This is a genomic window from Serratia sp. Ser99, from assembly GCF_024519545.1.
GTDB classification, from domain to species: domain Bacteria; phylum Pseudomonadota; class Gammaproteobacteria; order Enterobacterales; family Enterobacteriaceae; genus Serratia; species Serratia liquefaciens.
In genome coordinates this window covers 261,135-276,614 of sequence record NZ_JALJRT010000006.1, presented here as the reverse complement: position 1 = coordinate 276,614, position 15,480 = coordinate 261,135, and the positions used below count along the sequence as shown (strand labels likewise).

The 15,480-nt window shown below is 52.0% G+C and carries 21 protein-coding genes; 12 read left to right on the top strand and 9 right to left on the bottom strand.

Translation table 11 applies throughout. From position 1 onward, the window contains the following. Nucleotides 1-53 precede the first annotated feature (53 nt). Nucleotides 54-950 carry a LysR family transcriptional regulator gene (locus NR114_RS14640; protein WP_115058169.1) on the top strand — a complete coding sequence of 299 codons (897 nt, stop codon included), beginning with the start codon at nucleotides 54-56 and terminating at the stop codon, nucleotides 948-950. Here the strand turns inward: NR114_RS14640 and NR114_RS14635 are convergent. Further along, complete coding sequence (locus NR114_RS14635; RefSeq protein WP_256814411.1) at nucleotides 910-1,950, bottom strand: dienelactone hydrolase; 1,041 nt, start codon at nucleotides 1,948-1,950, stop codon at nucleotides 910-912. The two genes, NR114_RS14640 and NR114_RS14635, sit on opposite strands and share 41 nt — an antisense overlap. A gap of 138 nt (nucleotides 1,951-2,088) precedes the next feature. Here NR114_RS14635 and NR114_RS14630 point away from each other — a divergent pair, with 138 nt between their 5' ends. Further along, nucleotides 2,089-3,093: an AraC family transcriptional regulator gene (locus tag NR114_RS14630; protein ID WP_234530449.1), complete on the top strand. Its 1,005-nt coding sequence runs from the start codon at nucleotides 2,089-2,091 to the stop codon at nucleotides 3,091-3,093. Nucleotides 3,094-3,360: 267 nt separating this feature from the next. Then, nucleotides 3,361-3,699: a DUF2002 family protein gene (locus NR114_RS14625; protein ID WP_048761078.1), complete on the top strand. Its 339-nt coding sequence runs from the start codon at nucleotides 3,361-3,363 to the stop codon at nucleotides 3,697-3,699. Nucleotides 3,700-3,726: 27 nt separating this feature from the next. Here NR114_RS14625 and NR114_RS14620 read toward each other — a convergent pair whose 3' ends face one another. Both NR114_RS14620 and NR114_RS14615 read right to left on the bottom strand, forming a co-directional pair. After that, nucleotides 3,727-4,173 carry a DUF1198 family protein gene (locus tag NR114_RS14620; RefSeq protein WP_020828288.1) on the bottom strand — a complete coding sequence of 149 codons (447 nt, stop codon included), beginning with the start codon at nucleotides 4,171-4,173 and terminating at the stop codon, nucleotides 3,727-3,729. Between the two features lie 66 nt (nucleotides 4,174-4,239). Next, a complete protein-coding gene (locus tag NR114_RS14615; RefSeq protein ID WP_020828287.1) occupies nucleotides 4,240-4,578 on the bottom strand; it encodes an MbeD/MobD family mobilization/exclusion protein in 339 nt (112 codons plus the stop codon). A gap of 173 nt (nucleotides 4,579-4,751) precedes the next feature. On the opposite strand from NR114_RS14615, the gene smrA reads away from it, so the two are divergent. Then, entirely contained in the window at nucleotides 4,752-5,324 is a 573-nt protein-coding gene (gene smrA / locus NR114_RS14610; RefSeq protein ID WP_041415633.1) for a DNA endonuclease SmrA, read from the top strand. Nucleotides 5,325-5,373: 49 nt separating this feature from the next. Here the strand turns inward: smrA and NR114_RS14605 are convergent, their stop codons facing one another. Next, nucleotides 5,374-5,787, bottom strand: coding sequence for a DoxX family protein (locus tag NR114_RS14605; protein WP_020828285.1), 414 nt, complete (start codon nucleotides 5,785-5,787; stop codon nucleotides 5,374-5,376). Between the two features lie 118 nt (nucleotides 5,788-5,905). Here NR114_RS14605 and NR114_RS14600 point away from each other — a divergent pair, with 118 nt between their 5' ends. Beyond that, complete coding sequence (locus NR114_RS14600; protein WP_020828284.1) at nucleotides 5,906-6,184, top strand: GNAT family N-acetyltransferase; 279 nt, start codon at nucleotides 5,906-5,908, stop codon at nucleotides 6,182-6,184. Between the two features lie 211 nt (nucleotides 6,185-6,395). Next, entirely contained in the window at nucleotides 6,396-6,902 is a 507-nt protein-coding gene (locus NR114_RS14595) for a DUF1543 domain-containing protein (protein WP_256814410.1), read from the top strand. Nucleotides 6,903-7,006: 104 nt separating this feature from the next. Here NR114_RS14595 and NR114_RS14590 read toward each other — a convergent pair whose 3' ends face one another. Next, nucleotides 7,007-7,741, bottom strand: a complete 735-nt coding sequence (locus NR114_RS14590; RefSeq protein ID WP_020828282.1) for a bifunctional 2-polyprenyl-6-hydroxyphenol methylase/3-demethylubiquinol 3-O-methyltransferase UbiG — start codon at nucleotides 7,739-7,741, stop codon at nucleotides 7,007-7,009. A 161-nt stretch (nucleotides 7,742-7,902) separates the two neighbouring features. On the opposite strand from NR114_RS14590, the gene NR114_RS14585 reads away from it, so the two are divergent. Further along, nucleotides 7,903-8,355, top strand: a complete 453-nt coding sequence (locus NR114_RS14585) for a GNAT family N-acetyltransferase (RefSeq protein WP_020828281.1) — start codon at nucleotides 7,903-7,905, stop codon at nucleotides 8,353-8,355. Nucleotides 8,356-8,381: 26 nt separating this feature from the next. Here the strand turns inward: NR114_RS14585 and NR114_RS14580 are convergent, their stop codons facing one another. Then, nucleotides 8,382-9,053 carry a winged helix-turn-helix transcriptional regulator gene (locus tag NR114_RS14580; protein WP_020828280.1) on the bottom strand — a complete coding sequence of 224 codons (672 nt, stop codon included), beginning with the start codon at nucleotides 9,051-9,053 and terminating at the stop codon, nucleotides 8,382-8,384. Between the two features lie 264 nt (nucleotides 9,054-9,317). Here NR114_RS14580 and NR114_RS14575 point away from each other — a divergent pair, with 264 nt between their 5' ends. Next, nucleotides 9,318-10,103 carry a MipA/OmpV family protein gene (locus NR114_RS14575; protein ID WP_048761091.1) on the top strand — a complete coding sequence of 262 codons (786 nt, stop codon included), beginning with the start codon at nucleotides 9,318-9,320 and terminating at the stop codon, nucleotides 10,101-10,103. 190 nt (nucleotides 10,104-10,293) lie between these two features. Here NR114_RS14575 and NR114_RS14570 read toward each other — a convergent pair whose 3' ends face one another. Then, entirely contained in the window at nucleotides 10,294-11,229 is a 936-nt protein-coding gene (locus NR114_RS14570; RefSeq protein WP_020828278.1) for a LysR family transcriptional regulator, read from the bottom strand. A 136-nt stretch (nucleotides 11,230-11,365) separates the two neighbouring features. On the opposite strand from NR114_RS14570, the gene NR114_RS14565 reads away from it, so the two are divergent. The 4 genes from NR114_RS14565 (at nucleotide 11,366) to NR114_RS14550 (ending at nucleotide 13,980) form a co-directional block, all read left to right on the top strand. After that, nucleotides 11,366-12,019, top strand: a complete 654-nt coding sequence (locus tag NR114_RS14565) for a DUF3313 domain-containing protein (RefSeq protein WP_115058173.1) — start codon at nucleotides 11,366-11,368, stop codon at nucleotides 12,017-12,019. Between the two features lie 40 nt (nucleotides 12,020-12,059). Then, nucleotides 12,060-12,410 carry a DUF3302 domain-containing protein gene (locus NR114_RS14560; RefSeq protein WP_020828276.1) on the top strand — a complete coding sequence of 117 codons (351 nt, stop codon included), beginning with the start codon at nucleotides 12,060-12,062 and terminating at the stop codon, nucleotides 12,408-12,410. A 6-nt stretch (nucleotides 12,411-12,416) separates the two neighbouring features. Beyond that, nucleotides 12,417-13,553 carry an HlyD family secretion protein gene (locus tag NR114_RS14555; RefSeq protein ID WP_234530423.1) on the top strand — a complete coding sequence of 379 codons (1,137 nt, stop codon included), beginning with the start codon at nucleotides 12,417-12,419 and terminating at the stop codon, nucleotides 13,551-13,553. A 142-nt stretch (nucleotides 13,554-13,695) separates the two neighbouring features. Then, nucleotides 13,696-13,980, top strand: coding sequence for a hypothetical protein (locus NR114_RS14550; RefSeq protein ID WP_256814409.1), 285 nt, complete (start codon nucleotides 13,696-13,698; stop codon nucleotides 13,978-13,980). Nucleotides 13,981-14,370: 390 nt separating this feature from the next. Here the strand turns inward: NR114_RS14550 and NR114_RS14545 are convergent, their stop codons facing one another. Together NR114_RS14545 and NR114_RS14540 are read right to left on the bottom strand one after the other, a co-directional pair. Next, entirely contained in the window at nucleotides 14,371-14,817 is a 447-nt protein-coding gene (locus NR114_RS14545) for a GNAT family N-acetyltransferase (protein ID WP_256814408.1), read from the bottom strand. Between the two features lie 85 nt (nucleotides 14,818-14,902). After that, the gene (locus NR114_RS14540; protein WP_142814540.1) at nucleotides 14,903-15,355 is read right to left on the bottom strand and encodes a GNAT family N-acetyltransferase; all 453 of its coding nucleotides are present in this window, start codon (nucleotides 15,353-15,355) and stop codon (nucleotides 14,903-14,905) included. Nucleotides 15,356-15,480: the final 125 nt, after the last annotated feature.

Here is a 15,480-nt window from a genome sequence, read left to right as displayed (position 1 = left end):
CGGCTACGAGCGATTACACTGTCAAAATTATTTTGACAATAAGGGGCGACAACATGCTTAACCTGCAGCGTTTGGCTATATTCGTGGCCGTGGTGGACGCTGGCAGTTTCACCGCTGCTGCGGTGGCGTTGGGGCAAACTAAGGCGGTGGTCAGCTTCAATGTCAAACAGCTGGAGAGCGAACTGGGGGTGTCGCTGCTGGTGCGCAGCACCCGACGGCTGGCACTGACCGACGCCGGCGAACGTTTTTATCAACGTTGTCTGCGGTTGTTGCAGGATGCGGAAAACCTCTTGGATGACGTACGTCGGGATCACCATGGATTGAGCGGCGTATTGCGCATCACCACTACGCCGGAATACGGCGCTCAGGTGGTGGTACCGGCGTTGGCGGCGTTTTCCCAATTGCATCCGCGCCTGCGCATTCAGCACGTTTCCTCTTCCTATCATGCCGATTTGATTTCAGAGCGTTTCGACGTGGCCATCCGGCTGGGACAACTGGCGGATTCCAGCCTGCGGGCGGCACTGCTCGACAGCTTTGCTATTGTGCCGGTCGCCTCGCCAGCCTACCTGGCCCGCCATCCCATTGCGTCTCTGGCCCAACTGGCACAGGCACAGTGGATTGCCCACAGTCGCCTCAGTTCGCCGCTGAGTTGGCAGGTCATTACCCCTGATCGCCAGGCGGTGCTGTTCAAGGTGGAAGATGCCGCCACGTTGATGGGCGACAGTGCCGCAGCGCTGTTGGCGTTTGCTTTGCACGGTGCCGGGGTGGCGCTGTTGCCCGAATGGCTGGTGCGGCCTGCCCTCGCCGAGGGCAAGCTGTGTCCGCTACTCACGGACCATCAGTTTCCTGCGCAGAGTATTTATGCGCTATACCCCAACACCCGCCACGTACCGGAAAAGGTGAGGGCGTTTATCGATTTCCTGCGGGCGCGGGTAGCCACGGATGAATAAATGCCATGATGGCGGCCAGCGTTTGCCGGTGTACGGCTTCGCGTTGTTCGCTGGAAGAGGCGCAAAGCACCGCCCCATCATCTTCTTCACTCGCCAGGATTTGCCGGCCTTTGGGCTGACAAACCGGCAGGAAATCGAAATGATTGCCGCTGGATAGCCTCAGTGCATGAATAGGTTGCTTTCCGTTATCCGCCGCCAGCGTGGCACCGCCAAGCCCGGGTTCCTGGCCGTCGGGCAAAAAGTGCTGTGGCTCGACGATCAGTAACGGTGCGCTGAGCCGACGCAGGCTGGTCGGCAGCAGGTAGGGCACCATGCCGGGATCTAGAGCCACCGCAAAGCGAATGCGCGGGTCGGTGTAGTCGGCGTCAAATGCCCTGGCGGAAAGCTTCGTCAGTGCGACGTTGGCTTGTGTATAAAACTGACAGTTGGGCGACTGCGGTGCTTGTCGGCAGCCATCGATGAAATCGCTCAGCCGGACTTTACCGCCGATAGCTGCAATGGTGCTGTAACCGCCCTTGGAGTGGCCGATAACGCCAATCGCCTGAGGGTTGAGCATCGGCTTCCAATGAGGGTCGGTGGTGACGGCGCTAATCAAGGCGGAAATATCGCTGGTTTGTAACCACAGCTCGGCAGATAAAGCCGGAACCGAGTTACCGGTAGTGCTGCCTGGGTGGTTGGCCGCCACCACGATCGCGCCTTGTTGGGCCAGCGCTGCCGCCAGCCAGGCCTGGCTGGCGTTATTGCCGCCGCTGCCGTGGCTGATCACGATCAGCGGAAAATGCCCACTTGCTGCCGGCGCGTCCGGCTGACTCTCAATGCCGGTAAAGACCGGGTTTGCACCGATGAGCTGCGGTTTAGCCGTTTCGGTGGTGGGGTAGTAAATTCGGCTGACTAACGAACGCGAGCCGGCCTGAAAGGTTTCATCGTGGGTGGCGACCTGATAGGGGGACGCGCTCGCAGCACCGCACCACAGCATCAACAACAACAAGGTTGTTTTCATTTTCACTCCTCAAGGTATCGAGATTGAGAGGGTGGCATTGGCGGTGCCATCCGGCGACCTCGATCGCGATCCGGGTCGTTAAATGATTGTTTTAACAGTACACTGTTGATTCCGTGTGCAAACGACAAGACCTTGATGATGCCGCTTATTCCTCTCACATTTCTGTTCGGTCTGCTGTGCCTGGGGCTGCTGTATCGCCTCGGTCGTCCAACGGCGCGGCGCTGGGTCTTTCAGCTATTGTTGTTGCTGTGCGCGTGGCAAAGCCTGCTGGTGGGTATCCGTTATGGCTACGGCATAACGCAATTCAATGGGCTGCAACCGTTCGGCGCGATGGCGATCCCTTCACTGGCTTATGTCGCGTTTTTGGTGAGTACCCAGGGCCGTTTGCGGCGGCGCGAACTGTGGCATCTGATGCCACTGTGCCTGACGCTGTTGGCCAGCCTGACGGCGCCCTTTTTGCTGGATGCCATGATTGTCGGGGGTTATTTGGGGTATGGAGCCGCATTGCTGTATGCGTTGCGGCGCGGTGAAAACGCTTTGCCGCAGGTGGCGCTGGCGGAAAGTTGGCTGAACTATCGACTATGGCGCGGTGTGGGGGGCTTGCTGATCATGGTGGCGGTAGCCGAAGGGGTGATTGCGCTCGACTTTTCCCTGTTTGACGGGCGGCACGCCGGTTGGCTGGCAACGATCGATAATCTGTTGGTGGCGTTGAGCCTATGCCTGGTGCTGTCGCGCAGCCGACCTGCGGAAAGCCCGGTTGAGGTCATATCGGAAACGGCGGATAGCGGGGGGGAAGATGAGGATCAACTGGCCGAGTGGTTTGAGCGGGTGCAACAACGGCTGCGGCAAGATGACTTTTACCTGGAGCCTGAGCTGAACCTGGCCCGGCTGGCGCGCAAGGTGGGTTTGCCGGCGCGACGGGTTTCGCAGGCTATCAATCGGCATACGGGAATGAATGTGTCGCAATATGTGAATCAACTGCGTATTCGTCAGGCGGCGCAGTGGTTGCTCGCCGGTGATGAGCCGGTGACTGATATTATGCAAAAGGCCGGATTCACTACCAAATCGAATTTTAACCGCGAATTCTTGCGCATTCAGGGTGTGAGCCCAAGTGAATGGCGCAGGCAACAACAGCGGCTTTAAATAATACTTTGTTATCCCTTGCCGGGTTTGGATCGGAGCTATGCTAAATGCTGTTGATGAGCCGTACGGGCGTGCCGTAGATCTCTTAATTTTACGGTACTGAGGGTGTTTCCGGGCGTGATGTTGACGCTGCGCCTGCTGTTGCAAAAACGGCAAAATACCTAGTTAAGGAATATTCCTAAACCCACATCTATACCGAAAAATTTATTGTTTCATCTCATGATTACGGTAAGGTCGCTCAGCGGTCCAGAACGAGAGGAGAAATCGATGTATTTACGGCCGGATGAAGTGGCTAGAGTGTTGGAGAGTACGGGGTTTGAGCGTGATTATGTCACCGATCAAGCCTATGGTTACCGCAAGGGTGAGCACTACGTGTATGTGAATCGTGAAGCGCGGATGGGCAGAACCGCGTTGGTGATCCACCCGGCGCTGAAAGAGAAAAGCGTGCATTTCGCCACGCCGACCTCGCCGATACGCACCAGCGATCAGTACCTTGAGTTTCCCCTGGATTTAAGCAGCGATACCCCGAGTGCGCGTTATGGCATTCCCCACGGTTTCAGCTCGCGTGACGCGCTTTCGCGCTATATCTACAGCATGTTTCTGTAATGCCTCCCCCGCCTGCGGGGGACATCTTCACCAATTGGCAATGGCTTCCTGGTTAAAACGCTCGTTGTAGGCGCGGCGGAACTGTGCCAGCTCGAAAGCATCGATATCCAGATCGGCAAAATAAAACAGCGCGGCTTCGGTGTGCTCGGCATGTAACTCTGGCGACAGACCGGCACGCAGCAGGGTTTCCCGCCACAGGGCAATCTGGTGGTCGTCTGCCTGTTTGATAAAGGTCAGATAGATAAACAGCAAATAGGCCGCCTGGTGCATCTCTTCGGTGTAACCGTTGTTCAGCATGCGGATAAAGGTCTGGCTGTTGCGGCTACCCATCTCCTGAATCATCGATTCAATAAGCATAGGTTTCACTTTCAACAGGTGGGCCAGAGAGTCAATGGCTTTGCGAGTATCGGAAGTCAGAATGCGGTAACCAATAATAAATACAACGATCAGGGCAGCGATGATGATCCAGGTCATTTATGATTTATTACACTCTCGGAACGCCAGTATTTGGCAGGAGGCGCTGCAGGACAGCGCCCGGTGTCAACGCTGTTCGCCGCTGAAATTGTCGGCTGCCCGCTGCTGATTGCGCAGGTGGTGGTTGAAGCTGGCGGCATCTTTGGCCAGTGCGTCCAGATGGGCGCCCAGCATTTTAATTTGCTTCACCAATGCGTGCTGCTCCGGCACTGAACTGGCGGTGCTCAGCTTGCGTACCAACTGTTCGTTCTGCATACGCAGTGCGACTTCGCGCTGTTTAGCCTCTTCCAGCAACTGCTGCAGGGCCTGATAGCTGTGCTGCCATTCACGGTGCTGCTTTTCGAAGCTGGCCTGCAACTCACTCATGGCATTTTGAAACTGGGTTTCCAGCTCGCGCATTTTCATGGGATCGATCCTTTGCGGCACTCAATAATGGTTTTGCAGTATAACGAAAACTGCACAGAACCTCACCCGTTGACGACGATTGCGGAAAATTCCCGGCTTGCAACCGGAGCTGTGGGTCTTACAATCAGGCTTATTCCGGCATGAAAGGCTTAGTGTCCAAGAGTGGCTTTGAGATGAGCAACCAAGACAAAGATTTTTTTGAACAGGCGATGGCGGATGTCATTCCGTTATCCCGTGGTCCCGAGACGTTGTACTTGAAGCCGCAGGAGACCATGGATAAGCGCGCGCGCCGTGAAGCGCAGGCGCTGCAGCAGGAAAACTTTCTCAGTACCGGCTTTCTCGAACTGATCCCCTGTGAGCAACCGTTGGAATATAAAGGCGAGGGCATTCAACAGGGCGTGCTCGACAAGCTGAGCCATGGCCGCTACCCGCCACAGGCCAGTCTGAACCTGTTGAAACAGCCGGTGGAGGCCTGTCGGCAAGCTCTGTTCCGCTTTATTGTGCAGGCGGAAAAGCAAAGTCTGCGTTCGCTGCTGATCGTTCACGGCCGTGGGCGAGATGATGAAAGCCATGCCAACGTGATCCGCAGCTATGTCGCCAAGTGGCTGGCCCAGTTTGAGCAGGTGCAGGCTTTTTGTCGGGCGCTGCCGCGTGATGGCGGTGAGGGTGCCTGCTACGTGACGTTGCGCAAATCTGCACAGGCGAAAGCCGATAACTTCGAACGTCACGCCAAACGTAGTCGATAAACGGGGCAACAGAAGGCCAGCCGGTAGCGAGGCCACCGGCTGGTGGGGGTTATTTATTGAAGAATTTATAATCCAGCGAATAACGTCCGGCGCCGGTGACCGCCAGCAGCAACAGCCCGCCAATAATGCTGATGTTTTTGAAGAAGTTTATTTCATTGCCCATCATTTCCATGCCGGTCATTTTCCAGAATGGGTGGCCGATAAACGCGGTGCCGAGTACGTAAAGGGCAAAAATAACCGCGATAGGGCGGGTAAATAACCCAAGAATAAGCGCAATGCCGAAAAAGAACTCCACCACCACGGCGATAATCGCCGCTAAATAAGGCATGGGCGTACCATACCCTTCCATTGCCGTGACGGTTGCACCAAAGCCAACCAGCTTCATCCAGCCAAATATGATAAACAGGATCATCAACAATATTCGGGATAGCAGAATAACGCCGTCTTTTGAGCTTTCACCCATTTTGAACTCCTCAGCCACTGTCACAATTATGTTGTGTTACTGATTAAAGAGTAGACTAATATTGGCTTTGTTGTAGCGACAACCGAGAGTTACGCACTTTTTTATAGGAATAAATTCTATGGATCTTAAATTTTTGGAAGATGAAAAGCGTTTCTATATAAACGATCAGCAGGGGAAGATGATTGCCGAGATATCTTTTGTGCCCAGCGGCGACAAATTAACCATCATTGATCACACCTGGGTTGACGAAGTGCTAAAAGGCCAGGGGGTAGGTAAAAAGTTGGTGGCGCTGGTGGTTGCCAAAATGCGCGCGGAAAACCGCAAAATCATTCCGTTATGCCCGTTCGCCAAACACGAATTCGACACCACGCCAGAATATCAGGATATACGCGCCTGAAACCTAGCGGGGCGTAACCACGTCCCGCTGCTCAGCGCATGTCAAAGTTGCTACCACTGCGTTGGCCGGAACCTGCGGTCTTTGCGCGTAATCCATGCTGATAAGCTTTTCCCCCAATAGCTAACTCGCTCTTTGTGGCAGCGCTGGTTGCATAATAATCGCTGTATAATATATTACATAACGATTATTAAAACAGGGGGATAGCCATCTAATGCCGGGATTATTGATGTTCTATGTGGGCGGCACCGCACCGGGTGCCAATATCGAATTGCACGACGTACAATTCGTTGCAGCGGAGCGGCCAGAACAGGCTTATCCCTTGCTGCGCGAGAAATGGTTTGGCGATAAGAACAAGGTGCATGTTGATGGCTATGCGCGTATTGAATGGGCGGATGGCTATGACGTGGCGCTGAAGGCTGAGCCGTTCGTCGGGCCGGAGAAGCTGTTCTTCGTTAACGTGGGCGGTTATCGCAGTGACGAGTTGGCTGAGCTGCACGAGTTTGGCCTGTTTGTCGCGCACAGTGCGGATGAAGCCAAAGAAAAAGCCAAGCAGACGCTACTGACCAGCAGCTTCAAGCAGCATAAGGATGATCTGGCTGAGGTGGACGATTGCCTGCTGTTGCAGTCACTACAGGGATACCATGTACATTTGCAGGCCAATGCGCAGGGTAAAGCGGCGCAACCGCTGTGGCAGGGCTATTTGCCGATCGGCGAGTAGAACGTGATAGTGGCGCCGATGCCTGCAACCGCGCCCTAAGCCATTGGGGGGAGGCAGCCTCCCCAATATTGGATGTGTTCAGGATTTATTGCGGAAAAGAAGCATTAAGCAGGTTTATGAGCGGCGAGAATAAATATCATTGGGCGCTCTTTTTCTTCGTCCAGCGCCGGGTTTTCTGCGATTTGTTGAGCCGAAGGGCCCCATTCGTTCAGATAGCTAATGACGAAGCCTTGCCGGATCAGCAAGTTTACGTAGCTGCCAAGCGTGCGGTGCTGCTTGATGACCCCATCTGCCAACCAATTTGAAATCCGCTGACCTTCCTGCTGATAGCCGTTAACCGGCCACGACTTCTGCCCGTTTTGATCGACCCACCATCCCTGATGCTGCGGTGCGGTATAAATGGGGTGCTCAGCGGTGAAGATAAACTGCCCGCCAGCCGCCAGCGCCTGATAAACCGTGGCGAACAACCGCGCCAGATCTTCGATGTAGTGCAGCGTCAGTGAGCTGTAGGCGATATCAAAAGACGCCTGCGGCAACTGAAGCTGTTCCAGATCCTGCTGGCGGTATTCAATGCCGGCATCCTGGGTCATCGACTGCGCTTTACCCAGCATTTTTTCTGAGACGTCCAACCCCAGTACGCTTACGGCACCTTGTTCACGAGCGCTGCGGCAGAACCACCCGTAGCCGCACCCGAGATCGACTACCCGCTTGCCGTGCAAATCCGGCAGTATGCTGCGGATAGTCGGCCATTCCGGTGCGCCGTCCAGCCCGTTCACCGAGCGGCTGAGCTGGGCATAGCCGTCGAAGAAGGCCTGATTGTCATAAATATTTTGCGTCATAATGACTCCTGTTTTGGTGAAATCGCTGCCGGTTAAGGGGCAGCGTTGCCATATTATCTGCCCACCCTGCTGATTTCCATGATAAAGGTCGTGCTAACCTCCACGGGTTGCCGCATAATTTTACGCCAGAAAAAGAATGAAAAATCACCTCAGGAAAAGATATGAAGATTATTTCGGTGCGTCAGTCCCCCGAGTTTAAACAGCAAGCGATCGGTTATTTCCAACAACAATGGGCTTCGCAAGAAACGTTGATGATGTATGAGGATGCCATCACTCGTTGCATCGGTGCGGCTAATCCATTGCCGCAGTGGTATTTGCTGGTGGATAACAGTCAGATCCTGGGGTGCGCAGGATTAATCACCAATGATTTCATTAGCCGCGGTGAACTCTATCCATGGCTGTGCGCGCTGTATGTGGAGGAGGCCCACCGTAACCGCGGTTACGGCAGGTTGTTGATTAACCATGTGGCGCAGGAGACTCGTCAGCTGGGTTTCCCACAGTTGCATTTGTGTACCGATTTGGAAGGCTACTACGAGAAACAGGGATTTGCCTTTAATGGGTTGGGTTACCACCCCTGGGGTGAGGCTTCGCGAGTGTATACACGGGATCTGTAAGAGGATTAACTGGCTCTGATAGCCAGTTAATAACGCTTTGGCAGCCGGTTAACCGCCAGCAAAATACCTTTTTCGACGGTAATATAATCTCCCTTGCGCAGGTCAGATAATATTTTCATGATGCCACTGCGCGAGAGCTGCGTTCGTTGCTGAATATAGCGTGGAACCGTGGTGGATAAGCGAAAGGCTTCTTTTTCATTCATTAGCATCAGCAAGTGATTGCAGACAACCTCGTAGGCATCGTTGCCTGACAATAACCTGTCGCGGATGCTCAGAGCTTGGATGACATAGGCTTGTATATGCACTAAGTTTTGCCAAAGGTTTTCCCGTGCTAGCGTTTCCAGTACATCACTTTCCTGGTACATCACCAGTTCAACCGGTGATTCGGCCAGGAAAAAGATCAACTCTTTAGGGAAGAAGGTTTCCGCGATACCGGCGAGCGAGGGTTCTCTAAAGTTGGCTATTTTCAAACCATCACTGTCGCGGCATGCGGACATTTCACCGGACTGGAGCAAGAACCAATGCCGAATACCATTGTGAAATAAGCGAATTTTTTTGCCCGCTGGAAAAGAACATTTTTTACCATAGGGCATTAAGGCGTGCTTAATCGCCAAGATATGCTCTATCGGCTTATCATCTTTATTAAATAAAGTGGCTGAGTTTCTTTTCCCAAGAGTGAAGGGAACGTCTGTTTCCATAATGTCATGTTCCAGGGGCGTAAATTTATTACGGTGAAGCCAGGGTCGAATTTTTCCGCATACTATATTATGCCTTGTAGCTATGCAATTATGCGGCTCTGTCTGGTGGGTGGTGGCGGGCAGTGAATGGTAAAATAGGGTGAATGTGATTAAAAATCAATTTGTTGCCTGGTGTGCATTTTTGGACACTTAAGCCGCTATCAGACAATTACCCTGGTGGAGTAGTATGCACGGCGTTTGATGCTCCCACTATGGATGATAATAATGAAACCGTGCTCAGATTTTCTAACTCCTCGCATTAGGGGGAGTAAGTTTAGTATTTCTCTTTCGCTAATTTTTGCTTACCTTATTTATTCGCCTTTTTCAGTTGCAGCGAGCTGGTCCTTAGGGGCAGCTGCGATGGTGAATGATTATGGTTATGTTGATACCGATGCTAAAACCCAGGGATTGCCCACGTTAAACTATGAGAAAGGGAACTTTTATATTCACTCTTTGGCGGCGGGATATTATCTGCTGAATATGCCAAAGGATCAGATTTCGATCATCACCTATTATTCCCCCCTGGGTTTTGATCCGGATGATAGCAATAACAGCCAAATGAAAAAGCTGGATAAGCGCGATGGCACATTAATGGCCGGGATGGCCTTCACCCATAAAGAGAAATGGGGGGTTATTCGCGCCTCGCTGGCTGGTGATACCCTTGATAACAGTAACGGTGTGGTAGGGGACGTGGCCTTCCTGTATCCAATCAAGGCGGGCAAGCTACGCCTTGTTCCCGGTATTGGCGCGGTCTACAACAACGGTAACCAGAACGATTACTACTATGGCATTGGCCATGCGGAGGCAAAAAGCAGCGGTTTCTCAACGTATTCGGCCGGAGAGAGCTGGAGCCCTTATGTGGAGCTGAGCGCCAACTACCAGTTTAACGAACATTGGTATGCCTTGGCGTCAGTGCGTGCCGTGCAGCTGAGCAGTGAAATCACCGATAGCCCAATGGTGGATAAAGATATCTCCAGCCAGGCTTTACTGGGCGGTGGATACCGGTTTTAAGCTACATGTTCGTAAGCCTGTGCCGCCTTCAGGGCATGCGTGCCTGTCTGCTCTGGCGACGCGACCAGGTTGCGAGCGAAGTGACGATCGGGAAAGACCGGTAAACGAGTAACTGTCGACGGTTCGGAAAGACGAACAGCATCACCTCGCTTCGGCGGGGTTTTGCTTTTAGTGTTTGTGGCCGTTATCGCTAAATCAGGCGCTGCTCATGCAATTTCATGTTATGCATGATGCTGTCCATCATCACCTGAACCCTGTGGGGTAATACTCCACGCTGGCGATAAATAAGAAAGGCTTGCATATCGATACAGCGCTCACGTTCAATGCAAGGCATCAGTGACCCCGATTCCAGCGCAGAAGCGACGGAGTAATAAGGGGCATAGACGATGCCAAGCCCCTGTTTTGCCAGCTCGATGGCCGGCAGAATATTGTCGCATATGCTGCTGCCGGTGACTGCTACCTGCATCAATTGGCCCTGAGAACTATAACAGCTCCAGGTATTGTGGCTCCCTCCCAGCACCCGCAAGGTAATGCAGCGATGCGCTGTCAGCTCCTCTGGCTCGACAAGAGGGGCGTTTGCGATATAGTCCGGTGAGGCAAATAACCCGACGCGAAAACGGGTCAGGGGCCTGGCGATCAGGCTTTCATTTTGCGGCTGGAAGAAACTGATCAACAGATCGCAGTCACTGTCGAATACCGCACCGTACTTCTTCTCACGTTCATCCGGATTGCGGGTGACCAAATCGACGATCAGCTCCGGCGATTCGCGTAACAGCGGCGGCAGCAGATAACGGGTCAGGAATGAATGGATACCAATAGGTGCGCCCAGCGTCACCATGCCATTCAGACTGCGTTTATAGGTACCTGATATATCGAGCAGATCGTTATGCTCATCTAACAGCTGAGTGGCTCGGCGTAAAAATTGTTCGCCAAATTCGGTTAGCGACAAGCTGCGCGGGGTGCGTAAGAAGATCTCCAGGCCAAGCCGGCGCTCCAGCGCCGTCAGGGTGCGCGACACATTTGACTGTGGCATGTCTAGCCGCTGAGCGGCCTTGCTGACGCTGGCCGTTTCGGCAATGCAGCGAACGATCCTGAGTTCGTCGATCTTGAAGTCTTTTGATTTCACTCTACGCGCCAGTCTGATTTTGTATATCAAAAATGATATACATTTTTGCCTGTATTGTCATATGACTTATCAGTCACTAGCGGGTACTATTTCGATTAATTATTTATTGCTTATTAAATTAATATTGGAAGTTATGATGAGAAAAAAACGTGCGGCCATTTTGCCCTTGGTATTCATTCTGGCCGCTTGTTCATCCAAGGTCACCGAAAAAGAAAAGTATTCTACGTTCCTGAATAATTACAATGATATTACCCAGGGGAAATCGGCCTCCGGTAAGGACGTTTTATATTGGAAACAAACTAACGTTGACTATTCTAAATATAAATATTTGGTTTATCAGCCGATGATCTATTTCCCGCGTCCGAAACCCACTGAGATGGTAAGCCAGCGCGCACTTGATAATATCCTGAACTACACCAACCAGCAGTTTAAGCAGTCTATGGCATCCCATTTTATCTTAGAAGATGTGCCACGTGAAAATACGCTTATTTTCCGAGGGGCTATAACGGCTATCGATACCCATAAAAAAGGGCTTCAGGTGTATGAGGTACTGCCAATCACGCTGCTGGTGGCGGCAACACAGAGCGTAACCGGTCACCGCACCATGGAGAGCTCTGTGTATATGGAAGGCGAGTTTATCGATGCTTCGACTAATCAGCCGGTTATCAAAGTGGTGCGCAAAGCGTCCGGAAATAATTTGAATAATGAAAAGGCAAAACTCACCGTGGACGATGTTAAAAATGCCATTGATATCATTGCCAAAGATATCAAAGAGTATAAGACAACATAAGCCTCGATGCGTTATTTAGCGTTACCAGCCAGGGTGTAGCATGTTTCTAGATTATTTTGCTTTAGGCGTATTGATCGCCGTGTTTTTGATTTTATTTTACGGCGTGATAATTATTCACGATATTCCTTATTTGCTGGCCAAAAAACGGCAACATCCCCATCAGGATGCCATTCACGTTGCAGGCTGGGTCAGCCTGTTTACCCTGCATGCTATTTGGCCACTGCTGTGGATTTGGGCGACGTTATATCGGCCAGAGCGGGGCTGGGGCATGAGCGAGAAGGCCGAACACCCTGAAGTGCTGCAAGCGCGAATTCATCAGTTACAAAGCGAGTTGCAGCGAATGCAGATGCCTGCTGCGGATGAAAGCTCGTCGTCCAATAAAGGGTGTTGAAAGGGTATGGATCTCTTAATTATTCTCAGCTACGTAGCGCTGAGCTACGGCGTTTTCAAACTGTTCCGTATCCCCATCAATAAATGGACCGTGCCGACCGCGGTATTGGGCGGCATTTTTATCGTAGGAGCTTTGATTCTGGGGATGAATTACAACCATCCTTATACCTACCGGGCGCAGAAAATCGCTGTTTCGGTGCCCATTGTTCCCCAGGTATCGGGAGTGATTGCCGAGGTTACGGATAAGACCAATGTGCTATTGCATAAGGGCGATGTGCTGTTTCGCCTGGATGATACCCGCTACCGTGCCCGGCTGAACAAGCTGCAGGCAGATCTTGCCAGCGCGCAGGCGGATGTCAGAACACGACAGGCTACGCTAAATGAGTCCTCGGCCAATGTGCAGCGGGTTTATGCCGAGTATGAACGCACGCGCCAGGATTATCAGCGTTACGCCAAAGGCGCGGCAATGGCAGTTAACCCTTTCTCTGAACAAGACATCAATCATGCCCGGCAGCAGTATCAAGCGCAATCTGCAGCGCTGCAGGCTGCCAAAGCTCAGCATCAGCAGGCGCAGGAGCGGCTTTCGGGCCACTACAACGGTGAGGACGCCCGCATTGCCAGCCTGAAATCACAGATTGCGGAAGCGACCTACAATTTGGAACAAACGACCATTCGAGCACCCAGCGAGGGTTATGTTACCCAGGTGCTGGCTCGGCCTGGCACCACCGCAGTGCGCTTGCCGTTCAAGCCGGTGATGATTTTTATTCCGCAGCAAAAACGGCAGGTGGTGGCGGTATTCCGTCAAAACTCGATCCTGCGTTTAACCCAGGGCGATAAAGCCGAGGTGGTATTTAACGGCTTGCCGGGGAAAATCTATGGCGGCTCGGTCACGCGGGTGCTGCCGATAGTCCCCGACGGCAGCTATCAGGCCAGTGGTGTTATGCAAGGGCTAAACGTTGGCGCTCAGCAGGAGGGGGTTTACGTAATGATCGATTTAGACCCTGTTCCCGCGCTGGACAAATTGCCCGATGGGGTTACCGCACAGGCTGCGGTCTACACCGAGCACTTTGAGCATCTTTCCATCATGCGCAAAGTCCTGCTGCGCATGACCAGCTGGCTGCATTATCTCTATCTGGATCACTAACGACCAGTCTGCGCTACAGACACAAAAAAGCCCGCAACGTGAATTGCGGGCTTTTTCGTTATTGCCACCGGATCTATCTGGGGTCACCGGTGACCTATTTGGTGGGCTGGGGGGATTTGAACCCCCGTCCGAAATTACAACGGTGCAGGCCAAAGATAAAACCATGGTGCTGGTCACGTTAACCTTGCTGGCCGGTGCAGTGCAGCATATTGCCGAGGGGGATTACAGCGTAGCGACCAAGGGTAATTTGGTGGCCAGTGTGGGAGGAGATGCCACCACGGCAGTGGCCGGCAGCCTGACGGAGAAAATAGGCAATATCCGAAGTAGCATTGCAGCAGTGCACCAGAATGTTATTGCCCCGGTGGTGTGGATAGGTAGCCAACAAATCAACGTGATGGCGCTGATATTGGAAACCCTGGAAGTGTAGCAGGAGCTGGCGCAGCAGACTGCCGTCCATACGTACAGTAACACCGGCGCGCCGCAGAACGCGGCGGCACTCAGCGCCGCCGGCACGAAGTCCAGCCAGCTGAAAAGAAAATACGCGCCAGTGATTGGGTAGGGCTAAATATTGGTCGCCCACACCGATCAATAATGAGTAATTGATCTACACAACCAATTATCTTTTGAGCGCGTAACCGTGTAGAAATTGAACAAACAAGAAAGCAAGCACCAGGAAAGACCAGCCCGCATTGCGCGGGCTTTTTTAATGTTTTGATCTGACATGGAGGTGTTAGTAGGATTACGTGAAAGTCCAGAAAGTGCCAAGAGCAGACGTTGGTCACATCATTGCCCATCAATCAATTGACAGTTATTAACTTTATATATCTGTAAGATACAGACGGTGGGTAACTTTATCGACATCTACTAGCGGAATAAAGCCAGCACGTTCATAGAAGATGAACGCTGATTGAGGCGCGTTAGTGTTGATAAAATCAAACCAGCGGCCAGAACCCTCCAGTATTGCCCTGAGCAAAGCAATGGCAACTTGCCTTCTTCTCCATTCAATTCCTACATAGAGATGACGGAGTCGTCCAGTCCGAACTGAAGGCGTGTAGGGGTCTTGGTTTAATCCACACACGCCAATGAGTAGCCCGTCGGCATAAAAACCTAACAGGTTCTCACCTGCCTTATCAAAGCGGTTTCGCCCGTTCAGCCAGTTTTCTTCCAGTCTGTGTAGCATGTTAAATCCAGGAGCCATGCTCTCTGCTTTTAACGCAAAAAAGCCTTTGTTATCCGGGGTAATGCTCTCGATAAGAATATTCATGAGTAGTCCCTTTGCATTTAAAGTATTAAGTATCCCGAATAGCTGACTGTGCGCCAGGAGCGGCAGTTAGATCCGATAAATGCAATCAGTACAATAACTTTGAGAAACAGACGGCTTCTTCTCTGCCTATGTATGGGCCATAATTATCAATACGAACATATCCATTTTTCTCGTAAAAATTGACAGCCCGGAGGTTGATATGTCGGGTTTCCAGCTTAAGTTCTCGATATCCCATTTGCTTTGCAGAGGTTTCCAGAAAAGTAAGTAATGCACTACCCACGCCTGGCTCGCTTCGGTCCGAAAACATTCTTTTAAGCTCAGCTATGTTTTGTGTTAATGGGCGGATTGCACCGCATCCTATCGCGTCGCCATGTGCATTTTTTGCCAATACCCATAATGTTTTGTCATTGTTCATAGCTTCAACGCTGAAGTTGGTCTTGCCATTATCGCCAGTAATAGCAGCAAGTTCAGCTGACAGCATTTCGATTAAGCGATAGGATTCTGAAGAAAATGGGTTTGATTTCGCTACTGTTATCATGGCCATATCCTGTAAAGGGAGTTTAACCAGAATACAGTGCGCCGCCTAAAAAATCACCATATTGGAACAGATAATGGTGCATGCATCCCTGTAATCCGAACCATTCACTTTTAGAGATCTTCCGA

Bases quoted from the DNA above. Each gene is read 5' to 3' on its own strand.
- NR114_RS14555 (WP_234530423.1), top strand. From the start codon at position 12,417: ATGGATCTCTTAATTATTCTCAGCTACGTAGCGCTGAGCTACGGCGTT.
- NR114_RS14630 (WP_234530449.1), top strand. From the start codon at position 2,089: ATGCCGCTTATTCCTCTCACATTTCTGTTCGGTCTGCTGTGCCTGGGG.
- NR114_RS14540 (WP_142814540.1), bottom strand. From the start codon at position 15,355: ATGATAACAGTAGCGAAATCAAACCCATTTTCTTCAGAATCCTATCGC.
- NR114_RS14615 (WP_020828287.1), bottom strand. From the start codon at position 4,578: ATGAAAATGCGCGAGCTGGAAACCCAGTTTCAAAATGCCATGAGTGAG.
- NR114_RS14600 (WP_020828284.1), top strand. From the start codon at position 5,906: ATGGATCTTAAATTTTTGGAAGATGAAAAGCGTTTCTATATAAACGAT.
- NR114_RS14625 (WP_048761078.1), top strand. From the start codon at position 3,361: ATGTATTTACGGCCGGATGAAGTGGCTAGAGTGTTGGAGAGTACGGGG.
- NR114_RS14545 (WP_256814408.1), bottom strand. From the start codon at position 14,817: ATGAATATTCTTATCGAGAGCATTACCCCGGATAACAAAGGCTTTTTT.
- NR114_RS14635 (WP_256814411.1), bottom strand. From the start codon at position 1,950: ATGAAAACAACCTTGTTGTTGTTGATGCTGTGGTGCGGTGCTGCGAGC.
- NR114_RS14560 (WP_020828276.1), top strand. From the start codon at position 12,060: ATGTTTCTAGATTATTTTGCTTTAGGCGTATTGATCGCCGTGTTTTTG.
- NR114_RS14585 (WP_020828281.1), top strand. From the start codon at position 7,903: ATGAAGATTATTTCGGTGCGTCAGTCCCCCGAGTTTAAACAGCAAGCG.
- NR114_RS14595 (WP_256814410.1), top strand. From the start codon at position 6,396: ATGCCGGGATTATTGATGTTCTATGTGGGCGGCACCGCACCGGGTGCC.
- NR114_RS14580 (WP_020828280.1), bottom strand. From the start codon at position 9,053: ATGGAAACAGACGTTCCCTTCACTCTTGGGAAAAGAAACTCAGCCACT.
- smrA (WP_041415633.1), top strand. From the start codon at position 4,752: ATGAGCAACCAAGACAAAGATTTTTTTGAACAGGCGATGGCGGATGTC.
- NR114_RS14590 (WP_020828282.1), bottom strand. From the start codon at position 7,741: ATGACGCAAAATATTTATGACAATCAGGCCTTCTTCGACGGCTATGCC.
- NR114_RS14620 (WP_020828288.1), bottom strand. From the start codon at position 4,173: ATGACCTGGATCATCATCGCTGCCCTGATCGTTGTATTTATTATTGGT.
- NR114_RS14565 (WP_115058173.1), top strand. From the start codon at position 11,366: ATGAGAAAAAAACGTGCGGCCATTTTGCCCTTGGTATTCATTCTGGCC.
- NR114_RS14605 (WP_020828285.1), bottom strand. From the start codon at position 5,787: ATGGGTGAAAGCTCAAAAGACGGCGTTATTCTGCTATCCCGAATATTG.
- NR114_RS14640 (WP_115058169.1), top strand. From the start codon at position 54: ATGCTTAACCTGCAGCGTTTGGCTATATTCGTGGCCGTGGTGGACGCT.
- NR114_RS14575 (WP_048761091.1), top strand. From the start codon at position 9,318: ATGAAACCGTGCTCAGATTTTCTAACTCCTCGCATTAGGGGGAGTAAG.